The sequence below is a fragment of the Microcoleus sp. T3_D1 genome, from assembly GCF_036700405.1.
Lineage (GTDB): Bacteria > Cyanobacteriota > Cyanobacteriia > Cyanobacteriales > Microcoleaceae > Microcoleus.
Genome location: NZ_JAUBOV010000039.1, coordinates 34,339 through 47,385, shown reverse-complemented (window position 1 = coordinate 47,385; position 13,047 = coordinate 34,339). Strand labels below are relative to the sequence as shown.

The 13,047-nt window shown below is 44.7% G+C and carries 11 protein-coding genes and 28 tRNA genes; 36 read left to right on the top strand and 3 right to left on the bottom strand.

Going from position 1 to position 13,047, the window contains the following annotated elements; all coding sequences use genetic code 11:
* The first annotated feature begins 351 nt into the window (after window positions 1-351).
* The 27 genes from QT992_RS18600 to QT992_RS18470 all read left to right on the top strand — a co-directional run bounded on the left by QT992_RS18600 (window position 352) and on the right by QT992_RS18470 (window position 5,272).
* Window positions 352-425 (top strand) — tRNA-Asp (locus QT992_RS18600).
* A gap of 208 nt (window positions 426-633) precedes the next feature.
* Window positions 634-707: transfer RNA gene (locus tag QT992_RS18595), tRNA-Cys, on the top strand.
* 102 nt (window positions 708-809) lie between these two features.
* A tRNA-Met gene (locus QT992_RS18590) sits at window positions 810-884 on the top strand.
* A gap of 3 nt (window positions 885-887) precedes the next feature.
* Window positions 888-962: transfer RNA gene (locus QT992_RS18585), tRNA-Trp, on the top strand.
* A gap of 6 nt (window positions 963-968) precedes the next feature.
* Window positions 969-1,042, top strand: a tRNA-Glu gene (locus tag QT992_RS18580).
* A 5-nt stretch (window positions 1,043-1,047) separates the two neighbouring features.
* A tRNA-Lys gene (locus QT992_RS18575) sits at window positions 1,048-1,122 on the top strand.
* A 13-nt stretch (window positions 1,123-1,135) separates the two neighbouring features.
* A tRNA-Tyr gene (locus tag QT992_RS18570) sits at window positions 1,136-1,217 on the top strand.
* A 34-nt stretch (window positions 1,218-1,251) separates the two neighbouring features.
* Window positions 1,252-1,325 (top strand) — tRNA-Tyr (locus QT992_RS18565).
* 8 nt (window positions 1,326-1,333) lie between these two features.
* A tRNA-Ser gene (locus QT992_RS18560) sits at window positions 1,334-1,420 on the top strand.
* 4 nt (window positions 1,421-1,424) lie between these two features.
* Window positions 1,425-1,497 (top strand) — tRNA-Phe (locus QT992_RS18555).
* Between the two features lie 6 nt (window positions 1,498-1,503).
* Window positions 1,504-1,578 (top strand) — tRNA-Asn (locus QT992_RS18550).
* Between the two features lie 10 nt (window positions 1,579-1,588).
* Window positions 1,589-1,667: transfer RNA gene (locus tag QT992_RS18545), tRNA-Gln, on the top strand.
* Between the two features lie 5 nt (window positions 1,668-1,672).
* Window positions 1,673-1,746 (top strand) — tRNA-Gln (locus QT992_RS18540).
* Window positions 1,747-1,775: 29 nt separating this feature from the next.
* Window positions 1,776-1,852, top strand: a tRNA-Leu gene (locus tag QT992_RS18535).
* A 23-nt stretch (window positions 1,853-1,875) separates the two neighbouring features.
* Window positions 1,876-1,956 (top strand) — tRNA-Leu (locus QT992_RS18530).
* A gap of 4 nt (window positions 1,957-1,960) precedes the next feature.
* Window positions 1,961-2,033: transfer RNA gene (locus tag QT992_RS18525), tRNA-Pro, on the top strand.
* 138 nt (window positions 2,034-2,171) lie between these two features.
* Window positions 2,172-2,245, top strand: a tRNA-Leu gene (locus tag QT992_RS18520).
* Between the two features lie 700 nt (window positions 2,246-2,945).
* Window positions 2,946-3,022, top strand: a tRNA-Thr gene (locus tag QT992_RS18515).
* A 5-nt stretch (window positions 3,023-3,027) separates the two neighbouring features.
* Window positions 3,028-3,098 (top strand) — tRNA-Gly (locus QT992_RS18510).
* A 179-nt stretch (window positions 3,099-3,277) separates the two neighbouring features.
* Window positions 3,278-3,349 (top strand) — tRNA-Gly (locus QT992_RS18505).
* Between the two features lie 5 nt (window positions 3,350-3,354).
* Window positions 3,355-3,425: transfer RNA gene (locus QT992_RS18500), tRNA-Val, on the top strand.
* Between the two features lie 6 nt (window positions 3,426-3,431).
* Window positions 3,432-3,504: transfer RNA gene (locus QT992_RS18495), tRNA-Arg, on the top strand.
* Window positions 3,505-3,858: 354 nt separating this feature from the next.
* A tRNA-Arg gene (locus QT992_RS18490) sits at window positions 3,859-3,932 on the top strand.
* A gap of 7 nt (window positions 3,933-3,939) precedes the next feature.
* A tRNA-Ala gene (locus QT992_RS18485) sits at window positions 3,940-4,016 on the top strand.
* A 61-nt stretch (window positions 4,017-4,077) separates the two neighbouring features.
* Window positions 4,078-4,150 (top strand) — tRNA-Ala (locus QT992_RS18480).
* 103 nt (window positions 4,151-4,253) lie between these two features.
* The gene (locus QT992_RS18475; RefSeq protein WP_333336972.1) at window positions 4,254-5,087 is read left to right on the top strand and encodes an HNH endonuclease signature motif containing protein; all 834 of its coding nucleotides are present in this window, start codon (window positions 4,254-4,256) and stop codon (window positions 5,085-5,087) included.
* A gap of 100 nt (window positions 5,088-5,187) precedes the next feature.
* A tRNA-OTHER gene (locus QT992_RS18470) sits at window positions 5,188-5,272 on the top strand.
* 544 nt (window positions 5,273-5,816) lie between these two features.
* Here the strand turns inward: QT992_RS18470 and QT992_RS18465 are convergent.
* Both QT992_RS18465 and QT992_RS18460 read right to left on the bottom strand, forming a co-directional pair.
* Window positions 5,817-6,047, bottom strand: coding sequence for a hypothetical protein (locus QT992_RS18465; RefSeq protein WP_333033740.1), 231 nt, complete (start codon window positions 6,045-6,047; stop codon window positions 5,817-5,819).
* Window positions 6,048-6,124: 77 nt separating this feature from the next.
* Window positions 6,125-6,289: a ribbon-helix-helix domain-containing protein gene (locus QT992_RS18460; RefSeq protein WP_333145292.1), complete on the bottom strand. Its 165-nt coding sequence runs from the start codon at window positions 6,287-6,289 to the stop codon at window positions 6,125-6,127.
* Window positions 6,290-6,565: 276 nt separating this feature from the next.
* Between QT992_RS18460 and QT992_RS18455 the strand changes: the two genes are divergently transcribed.
* The 9 genes from QT992_RS18455 (at window position 6,566) to QT992_RS18415 (ending at window position 12,562) form a co-directional block, all read left to right on the top strand.
* Window positions 6,566-6,639: transfer RNA gene (locus tag QT992_RS18455), tRNA-Lys, on the top strand.
* 227 nt (window positions 6,640-6,866) lie between these two features.
* On the top strand, window positions 6,867-7,829 hold the full coding sequence (locus tag QT992_RS18450; protein ID WP_333377446.1) for a GNAT family N-acetyltransferase: 963 nt from the start codon (window positions 6,867-6,869) through the stop codon (window positions 7,827-7,829).
* 48 nt (window positions 7,830-7,877) lie between these two features.
* The gene (locus tag QT992_RS18445) at window positions 7,878-8,078 is read left to right on the top strand and encodes a hypothetical protein (protein WP_333317054.1); all 201 of its coding nucleotides are present in this window, start codon (window positions 7,878-7,880) and stop codon (window positions 8,076-8,078) included.
* Window positions 8,079-8,257: 179 nt separating this feature from the next.
* Window positions 8,258-8,458 (top strand): radical SAM protein, encoded by a 201-nt coding sequence (locus tag QT992_RS18440; protein WP_333336969.1) that lies wholly within the window; start codon window positions 8,258-8,260, stop codon window positions 8,456-8,458.
* Between the two features lie 124 nt (window positions 8,459-8,582).
* Window positions 8,583-8,783: a hypothetical protein gene (locus QT992_RS18435; protein WP_333184028.1), complete on the top strand. Its 201-nt coding sequence runs from the start codon at window positions 8,583-8,585 to the stop codon at window positions 8,781-8,783.
* Window positions 8,743-8,891 (top strand) — tRNA-OTHER (locus QT992_RS18430). The genes QT992_RS18435 and QT992_RS18430 overlap by 41 nt, the downstream gene beginning before the upstream one ends.
* Window positions 8,892-9,192: 301 nt before the next feature.
* The gene (locus QT992_RS18425) at window positions 9,193-9,699 is read left to right on the top strand and encodes a hypothetical protein (protein WP_333377444.1); all 507 of its coding nucleotides are present in this window, start codon (window positions 9,193-9,195) and stop codon (window positions 9,697-9,699) included.
* A 166-nt stretch (window positions 9,700-9,865) separates the two neighbouring features.
* Window positions 9,866-11,305: a hypothetical protein gene (locus QT992_RS18420; RefSeq protein WP_333377454.1), complete on the top strand. Its 1,440-nt coding sequence runs from the start codon at window positions 9,866-9,868 to the stop codon at window positions 11,303-11,305.
* A 63-nt stretch (window positions 11,306-11,368) separates the two neighbouring features.
* On the top strand, window positions 11,369-12,562 hold the full coding sequence (locus QT992_RS18415) for a hypothetical protein (RefSeq protein ID WP_333336966.1): 1,194 nt from the start codon (window positions 11,369-11,371) through the stop codon (window positions 12,560-12,562).
* A gap of 73 nt (window positions 12,563-12,635) precedes the next feature.
* Here QT992_RS18415 and QT992_RS18410 read toward each other — a convergent pair whose 3' ends face one another.
* Window positions 12,636-12,890: a DUF433 domain-containing protein gene (locus QT992_RS18410; RefSeq protein ID WP_333336964.1), complete on the bottom strand. Its 255-nt coding sequence runs from the start codon at window positions 12,888-12,890 to the stop codon at window positions 12,636-12,638.
* Window positions 12,891-13,047 lie beyond the last annotated feature (157 nt).

Below are 13,047 nucleotides of genomic sequence, written 5' to 3'. Positions count from 1 at the left end.
CGCAAAATCTCTTAATTTATAAGGGTTTTGGGGGACGCAGAGGGTTGGCTGGAGCGATCGACACCCCTTTAAAAAACCCAATTTAAAAAAAAGTTGTATTACCCCCTTGACAGTCTTGTAATACGCAATGTAGTATAAATGTATGGCGAAGGGGAAAGAGCTTCAAAGCCTTACCCCCACGAGCAAGATGAACCTTGAAAACAGAATAGGAAGTTAATCGTGTCACATAATTGTGGACATCGGCGGTGTAGACTCCGGCAACAATAGCCCGATCGGGTTGTAGTACGCGGAATCAACCGCCACCCCGTCCCAACTTGAGTAATTCAAGGACAGAAAATTGTTCATTTTCGCGGGGGTATAGCTCAACCGGTCAGAGCAGTCGCCTGTCGAGCGAAAGGTTGCGAGTTCAAGTCTCGTTACTCCCGTAAGTCGATTTTAGATTTTAGATTTTAGATTTTAGATTTACTCCACAGGAGAAGAATCTCGGAATTGGAACTTTGGTCTAAAATCCACACCTCCTGTCGGAAAGCAAGTATCCGTTTTTCGGCGGTGGTCAAAGTCCCGTAGGCAAAAGTCAAGCCGTCTCCCCCTCTGGCGTGAAGATTGCGAGTGCAAACCTCGTCGGGACTCCCAGGTTAGGTGGCTGAGTGGCTCAAAGCGTCGGTCTGCAAAACCGATTTTCGCGGGTTCAAATCCCGCCCTAACCTCTGTTCCCAATCAGAAATTAAAAATTAGAAATTAAAAGATTAAACTAACAGTCTTTTAATTGAAATTTTTAACTTTGAAAAGGAACGAAGCGAAAGTGACATTGCAGCGTAGCTTAATAGTAAAGCGCCAAGTTCATACCTTGGTCAAGGCGGGTTCAAATCCCGTCGCTGCCACCAAAAGCAGGGATGGTGTAACTGGCAACACTCTGGTCTCCAAAACCAGAATTCTGAGTTCAAATCTCAGTTCCTGTGCCAATTTATAGTGCTGTAGGCAAATGGTTTAAGCCGCTTGGTTTTCACCCAAGTGATTGCGGGTTCAACTCCCGTCAGCACTTCTCGTGGGTCGTTGGCAGAATGGTTTTGCAGCCGCCTTTTAAGCGGATGGATCGAGGTTCAATTCCTCGACGACCTACCAAAATTTCTATCTTGGGTCGGCCCTCCTATTGGTGTGGGTAGCTGTCTGTAAAACAGTAGCTTAAAGCGTTGCTGGTTCAATTCCAGCCCGACCCATTTGTAGCTGCATTTAATATGCAGTTGCAATCTTGAGAACGTGGTGTAGCCGGATAACATCTCAGTTAATAAAACTGAAGATTGAGGGTTCAAATCCCTCCGTTCTCGCTCGCTGAGGAGAGGTGGCCGAGTGGCTTAAGGCGCTTTCCTGCTAAGAAAGAGCGGTTTAACAGCCGTCGAGGGTTCAAATCCCTCCTTCTCCGTTTTCCCCCGATAGCTCAGTTGGTAGAGCGCTTGTGTGAAGAACAAGAGGTCGTCAGTTCGATACTGACTTGGGGGATTGCGTTGCCTTATAGCTCAATGGTAGAGCAAGCGGTTGTTAACCGCTAGGTTGTAGGTTCGAGTCCTACTGGGGCAGCCATTTTTTAAATTGCCGGGTAGACAAATTGGTAAAGTCGCCTATCTCTGAAATAGGAGTTTATGTAGGTTCAAAGCCTACCCCGGTACCCAATTATTGGGAAGTCGCCTAATCGGTATGGCACCGCTCTTTGAAAGCGGCAAAATGCAGGTTCGATCCCTGCCTTCCCAGTTCTGCTATTACCCAAGCAGATAAATTACACTCCTGTAGCCCAATTGGCAGAGGCCGCAATTTCAAAAATTGTGTTGTGTGAGTTCAAATCTCACTAGGAGTACCAAATTTTTAACTAAGTTTCTACTTGCTCCTGTGGCGGAATTGGCAGACGCGGCAGACTTAAAATCTGTTTTATTTTGAGTGTGAGTTCGAGTCTCACGAGGAGCATGAACGGGATGTAATTCAGCGGCCAGAAGCCATGCTTTGGGAGCATGGAGTCGTTGGTTCAAATCCAACCATCCCGACTTTATCCCTGTGATGTAATTGGAAAACATCACTCGCTCAAAACGAGTGTTTTTTGCAGGTTCGAGGCCTGTCAGGGGTATGAGGTTTTATTCAATCTCAAATCTAAAATCTAAAATCTAAAATCTAAAATCGGTTTTGCCCCTGTAGCCCAATCGGTAGAGGCGCTAGATTTAGGATCTAGTTAGTGCTGGTTCGATGCCAGTCAGGGGTATTTGGTGACATCGCGGGTGAAGTAGCCTGGGTAGGCTTGGAGGTCTCTTGACACTCCCCTGACTGAAGTCGAGGGGATTCTTAATTCAGCGACTGACCTTCAAATGTTCTGTCCTTGCGGCAATATTTAAACCTTTCAACCGTGGGGATACCACCAATTGAAGAGCCTAACTCAGAAACACCTCAGGGGGTCTATCTCCAAAAGCGTACTAGGATACTTACCTAGAGTTCGGGTATGCCCTACCCTACCTAACAATCTGAGCGTGAAAAAGTTTATTTGCTGGAATTGAAACCTACGTTTTCGGTTCCGGCTGTTTAGAGTGTTCTCGCCGCACTTTGTCCCCCGGTTTATGCCTAAAAGTGTGTCTCATGTCCCGTTTCACGATGGCAAAGGAGTTTAACCTTGACTATTTCAATATACCATGTTGTCCGGCCTTGTCCGGGTTTTTAAGAAAGTTTTTTGAATTGAAAAGATTAGAGTTTGGATTCAGGCTGAGACTAAGACAGTAGGCAGGATAACTCCTGTAAATTCCTTTCATCCCCGGACTGAAGTCACGGTTTTCAGGATATTTCTTATAAGCCTCTTAATAGCAGGTTCAACTCCTGCCCCCGCCACCAAAAATGCAGGTGTGATGTAATTAACAACATGAGGGTTTCATACAGCCTTTTTGCGAGTTCAAATCTCGCCGTATGCTTGGCGTGCTGGTGTAGCTCAATTAGGCAGAGCAACTGATTTGTAATCAGTCGGTTGTAGGTTCAATTCCTATCACCAGCCCCACAATTGCGGATATGGTGTAACGGTAGCATTCGAGTCTTCCAAACTCTAGGCACGAGTTCGAGCCTCGTTATCCGCTTGGGTAAACAAAAAGTTTGTTAAATCTCACATCTTGCACCATTCTCAAGAACAGGCAAGATGCCTGTTCCACAAAGAGTAGATTTTCTTGTGGAACGGGCATCTTGCCTGTTCAAAAGGCTTATTGACAAGGGTGCAACATCTCAGTTAAATCCAAAATCTCAAATCTAAAATCGGTTTGCGGGTGTGATGTAAAGGCTAGCATCTGAGTATGCCATTCTCAGCGCATGGGTTCGAGTCCCATCATCCGCTTTTGTAGTCCTGAGCTTGGATGGTAGAGCGTTTGCCTTACAAGCAGACGCGGGGTAATCTCCTGTCAGGACTACCAATTTATGGGAGTGTAGCTCAATGGATAGAGCGCCGCGCTTCGGACGCGGATGTTGTGGGTTCAAGTCCTGCCACTCTCGTTGTTTTTGCTTTAATTTAAGGAGGTTGATTCCATTGAATGGATAATTTTTTATATTAAGAGCGATCCTCTTCGAGGGCTTCGCTAACGCCCTTTGCGTGTCCCAATCTTTGGAGCCTACATACTTTAGTACGAGAGGAAAGGTAACGCTGTCAAAATCAGCGGGCGTTTGAGAACGAGGAGTGCATTGAACCCGGCAGGTTGGCTTGAAGGTAGCCATCCTTTAAAGAGTGTGTAGTAACTCATCGGCGGAGTCCCTCTAGTAACTGAGAAAACGCAATGCTCTGATAACTTGCACGTCAAAATGCGTGAAGCGCAGCTATCCCGTAGGGAATCGCACATTAACAAAAAATACGGGAGTGTAACTCAACTGGATAGAGTGTCGAGCTTCTACCTCGAATGTTGTGGGTTCAAGTCCTACCGCTCCTGCTGTCTGGGGTTCGTAGCTTAATTGGTAAAGCATCTAACTGGCTGTTAGAAAGATATCGGTTCAAATCCGATCGCAATCCACCACACCAATTTTAGATTTTAGATTTTAGATTTTAGATTTACTCCACAGGTGAATCTTTTACGCGGGGTCATAGCTCAATTGGTAGAGCGCTTGCTTTGCACGCAAGAGGCCAGGAGTTCGATTCTCCTTGACTCCACTTTCGGTGTCTGAAGTCGAAGCGATCGAGACGTTGGTTATTTCAACTAACGACGTACTCATTATCGCGCTATATTGTTTAGTAAAGACTGAAAACACTACAAATGCCTAAAAAATCTAAGTACACCAAGGAGCTTTTAGAGCCAATCGTCAGGGAAAGCATTACGCTTACTGAGGTGCTTAAAAAATTGGGTTTGGGAAAAACAGGAGGGAATCGCAGGAATATTAGTTCGCATCTTAAAAACTTAGGAATTTCTACTCAACATTTTGTTGGGGCTTCTTGGGCTAAGGGAGAAACTGCTAGTAGTAATCCTGCAATTTGGCAGAATCGAACTAAGAATACATATCCTGATGAGGAGGTATTTGTAGAGTGTTCAACTTATAATGGTGGCCCCAAGTTGACTAAAAGATTAATTCAAAAAGGTTGGGATTATAAATGTAATGAATGCGGGATTGACCAGTGGAGAGATAAGCCCTTAGCTTTGCACTTAGATCACATCAATGGAGTTCACGATGACAATCGATTAGAAAATCTCAGGTTCTTATGTCCAAATTGCCATCAACAAACAGAAAATTGGGGTAACAAAAATCCCAGAGTAAAGCAGGCAATCGACAACCAAGTATTAGAGACACATATTGCTTCAGAAAATGGGAGGATAAATGATTGTGCCAATGGGAAAAAAGAAATAAAAGTAAGAATGAAGAAATGTGGATCTCCAAGAATTAACTCCAGAAAAGTTGAGCGTCCTTCTAAAGAGGATTTGCAAAAGCTAGTCTGGGAAAAACCAACTACTCATATAGCTATAGATTTTGGTGTGAGTGACAAAGCAGTGGAGAAATGGTGTAAAGCTTATGACATTGAGAAACCTACTAGGGGTTACTGGGCAAAACAGAGTCGAAATCATACAGGTATGCAATGCCAAAAGGAAAGCAGCTAATTTGCAATTACCGAAATTGTAGTTCGACTCCTATCGATATCCAATGAGAGTTAAGTAAACTGGTAGATTAACTTCAGACTCAATCATAGCATGATTAATAAGGAAGATGCCGCTAAATGGTTGGCAACCAGTCTTGAAAACTGGGGTACAGGTAACTGTAAGGGTTCGATTCCTTCATCTTCCTTTTAACCACCGGAAGTCGAAAAGCGAGACACCGTGCTGATAACGCGGGGATAGGAGGGGCAGTACCTCCTCGGTGGATTTCTTATGATTTTATATATAAATTATCGAGTATGAGGGCTAATTATTTTCACGAGATTTACTATTATACAGCGAGCCAAATTATGGGGAGGTCGCCTAAATGGAATGGCACCGTAAAAACTTTGGAAAAGCGGCTCCCAAAAGGACGATCGGGTTTGTTGAGTAGGGTAAAAAGTTGCTTCGCGACGTTCCCTGAAAACGCAAACTGGCAGCGGGTTGCGGAGGCACTGAAAGGAATTAACAGTCCGAGATGGGGGCAGTTCTCATCTGCTTGCGGGCAGTAAGGAAGCGCGTTTCCTGAAAGTTGCTGTCGATCGATGCGGGTTCGAGTCCCGTCCTCTCCATTCAAGGTTCAAGTCCAAATCGAAGAGTTTCAACCCGTGCCCTAACAGTTAAAGCATACATACTCGGCTGTTAACCGACTAAAACCAATGCTTTACGCACTTGCACGGGTTGAACCTCAGAACCTCAGTTGTTCTTGAGGTCTAAATCGCGATCGTAGCTGCCGATTGGCCGCAGTCTGGTCATCAACTGCTTCAGCAAGAAGCCGTTGCTGTTCCAAGCGGTATAAGGAGTAGCCCCTTGTCCCTTCAGGCACAAGGTTTGTCGGGCTTTGTTGTGGCAGATATTTGCCAGCAGGCTAACGACTGACACTAAGCCGAGTTCATCGACAAGGGCTTCGAGTTCATCTTGAGTCACAAGTACACCTCCAGGGTTGACTATTCCTGAAATATACCATACAGTACCTTTCAAGGGTACTCAGAGGATACTAATAGTTACTTATCCTCAGTTTCGTCCACGAGGTTGTATTCCTTGACGGCCGCCATGACTAGCAGAGTGGACATAGGAACTCCTGTCTGCTGGGAGATTTTTCTCAGTTTTTCGTGCAAACGCTTGGGAACTGTGACTTTAATCACAGCAGTCTCTTCTTTGTCAGCCATTTCAAGCAGTCATGTTTAGTTGACACCAGCTTATCCTCTTTCGGAGTACCGATCGCACCTTGCTGCGATCGTCTGTAGGGATGCGGGCGCAGCGCGATAAAATGGCTGCTGCTGCGAAACTGTGCGCTAACAAATAAAAAGGTCGATCGCAAATCTCTAACCAAGGGAGCGATTGGATCTATTGGTTACATTCAGAAGCACCCAGTAACCACACAACTTAATAAAAAAGGTGAAATATGCGAAAATTAAAATATTGTGTTATACTATTCTAGATGCGGGAGTATAGCTCAGTTGGTTAGAGCAGGTGACTCTTAATCTCAAGGTCGAAGGTTCAAGTCCTTCTACTCCCATCCCCAATAACCTACTATTCACAAGGCTTTGAGACTTTAAACTGTCTCTAGTATGTCCCTTTTCGCCCATTTTGCGCTCACGATAGCAGCCAAGGGCGGTAGCGGTGGGATTACAGTGAGTGTTTGCGTTGTCGGATTTTTAATGTCAATCGACCCGCCCGATCGATAAAAGTGCGATCGCCCAAGCTATTTTTAAACTGAATAACAACAGGAAATGGTGATTAGCTATGATGGCAAATCTCTCGGCGCGCTGCTATGCGGGCGATCGCGATTTAGATGCGATCGCCCATTTAATCAATACTTGCGAAGAAGTCGATCGGCTCGATGAAGGCACTTCCATCTCGGAACTACAACAAGAATTTAACGCGCCGTCCCTAGACAAAGCCCGCGATATCCGCCTTTGGGAAGATGCGGAGGGAAAATTAATCGGTTTTGCTCAGTTGTCGGTTTCTGAGCCTGGGGAAGTAATTGACGGTTGGCTGTGGTTTCGCGTCCACCCCGACGCGCGCGGAGGCGATGTGGAAGCAGCCGCGATCGCCTGGGGTGAAGTGCGGATGCGCGAGGTGTCTGCAATGCGGGGCGGGCGCGTGAAGCTGCGAACCTACGCGCGCGCTGAGGATTGCGATCGCATTTCTGTGCTGACAAGTAATGGTTTCAAGGTCGATCGCTATTTTTGCCGAATGGCGCGATCGCTCTCTGAACCGATCCCCGAACCGCACTTCCCCGAAGGTTTCGCGCTGCGTCAGTTCCCCGGCGAACAGGATGCCCCAGCTTGGGTAGAAATGTTCAACCAGTCGTTTATCGATCACTGGAATCATCACGATTTAACGGTGGATAAATATAAGCACGAGTTAGCTAAAGCCGATTACAGAAATGATTTAGACTTGATTGCTGTTGCTGATGACGGCACATTTGTCAGTTTTTGTTACTGCGAGATTTGTGTGGAAGAGTGCGATCGTACCGGGCGCAATGAAGGCTGGATTGCTTGTCTCGGCACTCGGCGCGGCTTCCGCAAAATGGGATTGGGACGAGCGATGTTGCTGGCTGGTTTGCATCGGCTGAAAGCTGCCGGTGTCGCTACTGCTATTCTCGGCGTCGATGCTGAAAATTCATCAGGTGCGATGAGACTTTACGAATCAGTCGGCTTTCACAATATTCGCGACAGCATTTCCTATGTTAAGGATGTTTAATTGATAGGGACTTACTCACATCTTGCACCATTCTCAAGAACAGGCAAGATGCCTGTTCCACAAGAAAATTCACTCTTTGTGGAACAGGCATCTTGCCTGTTCATAAAAAGCTTATTGAGAATGGTGCAACATCTCAGGACTTACGCACTCCGACCCAAGAAACCCGGTTTTTTACCGGATATGCGGGTAGCAACGAAATATTTTCCTGAAAAAACCAGGTTTCTCGCCACTGGTGTAAGTTTTATCTAAAAAAACTTTTGCTACCCCCTTGACATTTCTGTAGTATGTATGTAGTATATAAATATGGAAAGCGCAGGACAAGCAAAAACCTGTATTTTTCGTGCAAATTCTGAACCTTGACAACTAAATATTGCTCAAAATTTCAACCAACATCAATTTGAAAGTCTTGTAACATAGACTCGATGGTCATGTTGTTACTTTATACGAGACTGTTCGGTTACAAACTGACTCGGCGCGAGTCAGATATTGTACGAAATCAGTCTAATTGCCACGAATTTGATGCGGATTCAGAACAGACAAGTTCAGCCAGATTTCAATCAACCAAAAAGGCTGAGGAAATCCGCAAAATTAAACAAGCTTATCATTTAGAAGGGCGCTTCTTTCAGTAAAGATTATCAGATTTCGTGAATCTTTACCGATACTGGCAATTTGCCCGCGTCTCACAAAAAGCCAAATTCAAGAGCAGATAAGCTACTAATCCAAAATCCAAAATTGCTCTAGGAGGTATCGGTAATGGTTCACATTCGTTTTGAAGGACGTTCCTACGATCTGGCAGAAAACCAACTGGGTATCGCGGCAGGAATGAGCGACAAGGCTATTAAGGAACGTCTGGCAAATCATTTTGATGTCAAGGGATCTCGCTTCGAGTCTTACGTTCTCGATCGCCGTCCCAGCGGTGATTTAATTGTCCGCCCAGAAGCTGTTTACGGCTAGAAATTCACTTAAAGCACGTATCAGGCAGCGCACCCCAACTAAAGAAGCTTACAAACTGGATACGTTCGACTTAAAATCGAATTGTAGGTTCAATTCCTACTTGCCGCGAGGCTAAAGCTTCTCTGACTTGTGCGCGGCCTTTTATAGCTGAATTTTTTATATCTATCCGGCGCTTAAAAGTTCCACTTCGCGCCCCAACAAAGGAAGCCTACATACTAGCTCTTGATTGGGCATTTCTCTGAAAATAGAAGTCGTAGGTGCTACTCCTGCGTATGAACAACGGCTTTCTTAACTTGCGCGAAGTGACTTTTTATGCGCTATAACCTTTTGTTGTTAATTCAGGATAATAATTAAATAATCCTGTTTGTATTGAAGACTTCCGTCCTCAAGAATAAATTGGGTATTAGCCATGAGAAAAAGACTGGCAATTTACCGATCGCCCAAGGAGATAGACAGTCTGATTCATGCTTTCCAAGAAGGCAACCTGTCGCGAAGTCAATGGACGCACGAAGCACATTTAACTGTTGCTCTGTGGTATCTGTGTTATGACTCGGAGCAAGAAGCGATAAATGCGATTCGCAATGGCATTAAACGTTACAACTCGGCTCAAGGAATTGAAACCACAAAAAACAGCGGGTATCACGAAACGCTAACCCTGTTTTGGGTGCGAACTATTCGCCGATATCTCGCCGATGAAAGTCAAAATCGCTCGATCGTACATCTGGCTAACGGTTTGATTGCAAAATATGCCGATTCCCTACGGGATAGCTCCGCTTCACGCACTTTACCATTTCGCTACTACACGCGCGATCGGCTGATGTCTTGGGAAGCTCGGATTAATTGGGTTGAACCAGATTTGAAGTCACTCGACTCCGAAATAGTCCGCCAGGGATTGAAATCCCTGTCTAATAGCTAAAGTCCTCTGAAGAGGACTAAAGATATTTGTTTTTGTTGGTTTTTAATCACAGAAAATACATTTTTAAACACGCATTTCAGTCCTCTTAAGAGGACTTAAGCTTTGAGCCAGGGATTTCAATCCCTGGCGGACTAAGGCGCAAGGTGCAAAATATTAGGTGACACCGATGAATATGAATACAGCAGAGCGCGATTTGCGTTTGGAAATGCTCAACAGTCTGCTCACAACTCCGCACCGTCAATTAGAAAAAGTAGCAGAAATTCACAAGTTAATTATCGAATTAGACCCGATTTTTTACGGTCATTTAGCAGTGTGGTATCAACGTCACGGCGACGTGCGCGATCACAAGGAAGTTTTTGCCGGAAATTTGCTGACTTCGGCGCTGACGGAACACCGAGATGCCGGTTTTATGATGCTGCAAGAGTTCCCTCCCTACGAGGTTTCGCGGATTGTGGACTTTATGAAGCAGCATCAAAATAAGGTGCCTCGGAGTGCGCGCACTGCTGTCACTCGCTATCTGAAATCGCGGGAAAAGAATCCGCAGTTTTTCGATCGCGCCGCCATCCGCAACCGCAAGGCGATGAAGCATTTGTACGCAACGCTGCACGTCAAGCCGAGCGATCGCGCTAATGCTATTCTGTTTAAAGACAATCCGCCGGAAGACTCTCTGGCATTCGTTTTGAAGCAGTTAGCAAAGGCGGCGACACCTGCGGAACAGGCGAATTTGATTGTTGAGTACAAGATTCCGTATACGATCGCAGTTGGTGCGATCGGACAGCTAACGCCAACAATTTTGGCCGCGCTGATTAACTCGATGTCGCCGCAGGAAGTCATCAACAATTTGAAATCGATTCAGTCGCGCGGCGCGATGGATCACCCGGAAGTCAAGCAGTTGATTGACTCGAAGCTGGATGAAGCGGCAAAGTGCGATCGGGTTTCTGCTTACAAAGCGAGTGTTGCGGGCGCGGGCGCGAACTTCGACACAGCAACGGCGGCGAAGCTGGAAGCGGTGACAAACGAACAGGTGAAGAAGCGCGGCAAGATTGCGAAAGCAACCGGTTTGTTGATTGACAAGTCGGGTTCAATGGAAAGTGCGATCGAAGTTGGCAAGCGTCTTGCTGCTTTGATTTCCGGCATTTCCGAGGCTGCACTGTTCGTTTATGCCTTTGACACGATGCCGTATCCAGTGCAAGCAAACGGCAGCGAATTGACAGACTGGGAACACGCTTTCAAGCACATTCGCGCTGGCGGCGGCACAAGTTGCGGTTGCGCGGTGGAAGCAATGCGGATTAAAAAGCAGGTTGTCGAGCAATTCATTATCGTAACAGATGAAGGCGAAAACGCTGCACCTTATTTTGCAGATGCTTATCAGAATTACTGTCGCAGTTTGGGGGTAATTCCTGATGTTGTGATTGTGCGAGTTGGTTCTTGGTGCGAATATGTCCAGAAGCAATTGAAGAACAAACAAGTATCGGTAGAAACCTTTACGTTTGCGGGCGATTATTACTCCTTACCGAATTTAGTGCCGATGTTGAGTCGTCCTTCGCGGCTGGAATTGTTGATGGAAATTCTGGACACGTCGCTGCCAGTGAGGGATGACAAGTGATATAATTGGGCATGGCTCGTGAGTTAAGCTCGCGGGCAATGCTCATTTTATGGGATAGCTACTGTGCCATACCTCAAAGCAAAACATCTATCAACCCAAGGTAAAAGGTTTAATGAGAGGGTAAAAACTGCTAATCGCAAGTTAATTTATAGTGGTGGTGAAATCAAATTTCAATCCGAGATGGATTTGGAAGATTATATAGATGAGAAATTTGATGAAATATTTCCCTCGCTAATTAAAATCAAAAGGCAGCATACTGTAAAAATGCAGCGATGCGATTTATTGTGCTGTACCAAATCCGAAAATCAGCCGATAATTATTGAGTTGAAAAATGAAGAAGATAGAGGATTAGTTTCGCAGCTAACTCGGTATCGTAAAGCTATTATCACCAATAAATGCTTTGAGGATAAAATTGACTATTCATTGCCAGTGAAAATGATAGCTATCGCACCGAGTTTTCACGCTGATAATTACACAGACAAAGAAGCTTCAAAATTTGAAGAAGATTTTTCTTTTTGGGAATTTGCTGTACAAAATCATCATAATTCAGGTCAATTTAAACTATTAAGTCAAATTTATGAGATTTCTTACCCTGTATTTGGGTTGCCAGAAATCTCTCCTAATTTAGATCGTAGCAGTTTACCTGCTTTTACTCGCAATTTTGTAGGTAGGCTCCCACCAGACTATGATACAGATTTTCTGAAGTTGCGAACTTTGCTTTTGTCTCAGCCAAAAGTAAAAGAAATGGTTAGTACCACTTACAGAAAAATATTGTATGGAACTGGGGATGGAGTGAATCACAAAAAAGTGGCAGAAATAACTCACACTACTAACGGAATCTTTTTATTTCTTTGGTTGCCAACCGCCGTTAATAAAAATATCAAAACACCGATAACTAGATTTGGATTTGTTTTGAAAAAAGTAGGCAACCCTTTTTCTCCCAATTCTTCTATAGAATGGGTTGTTTGTACCAAAGATACTATCAACTTAAAAGAGCAACCTCAACCTAATACATTTTCAGGAATGACTAGGCATGGAATGTTAAAATGGTGTAAACCTAATATGTACTTGACGCAAGCTGCACTAGGTTATAATCATAATACTTTTTTCTTACTTTTGTATCTCCTTAAAGGAATTACTCCACCTATTGATAGCACTACTAGGGAATGGTGGGAAATTTACCAAAAGGAGACAGACTTTAATTTAGGATGGTTTATAGATTTAGCTATCCAAACCTGGAATTATCGCGTCAAGTAGAACTTTTATATACGGAGACATTCAGCAGCAAACGAAAAACAGCCCGCAATCCTTCAGGTGTTAGCATTGTAAATTATTCTCTAGTTTGAGCGATAATTTCTTGTAATTCTGGATTAGCGATGGAGGAGACTAACTGGGAATCCGCACCCGCCAAAGCATCGCGCAACTTTTCCGAAGTCAGTGCGGGATATTTTTCTAACACCTGCTGTTGAGTCCATCCCGCAGCAAAGAGCCCTAGCAAAAATTCTACAGACAATCGAGTTTCTGGCGCTGCTGGTTGACTTGTTGAAGCTTTCGGGTTTGGATGAATGAGCTTTCGCCAGTCCATTGTTTTACTTAAACGATTTGGGAAGATTCCGCCGATTATACTGCATTTGGACACAGTAGAAACACGGATATCGTTGACTGACTTTGTAACAGTGCCACCGCAGGTCATACCATTTTAGATTTTAGATTTTAGATTTTAGATTGGGAAGCACTGATAA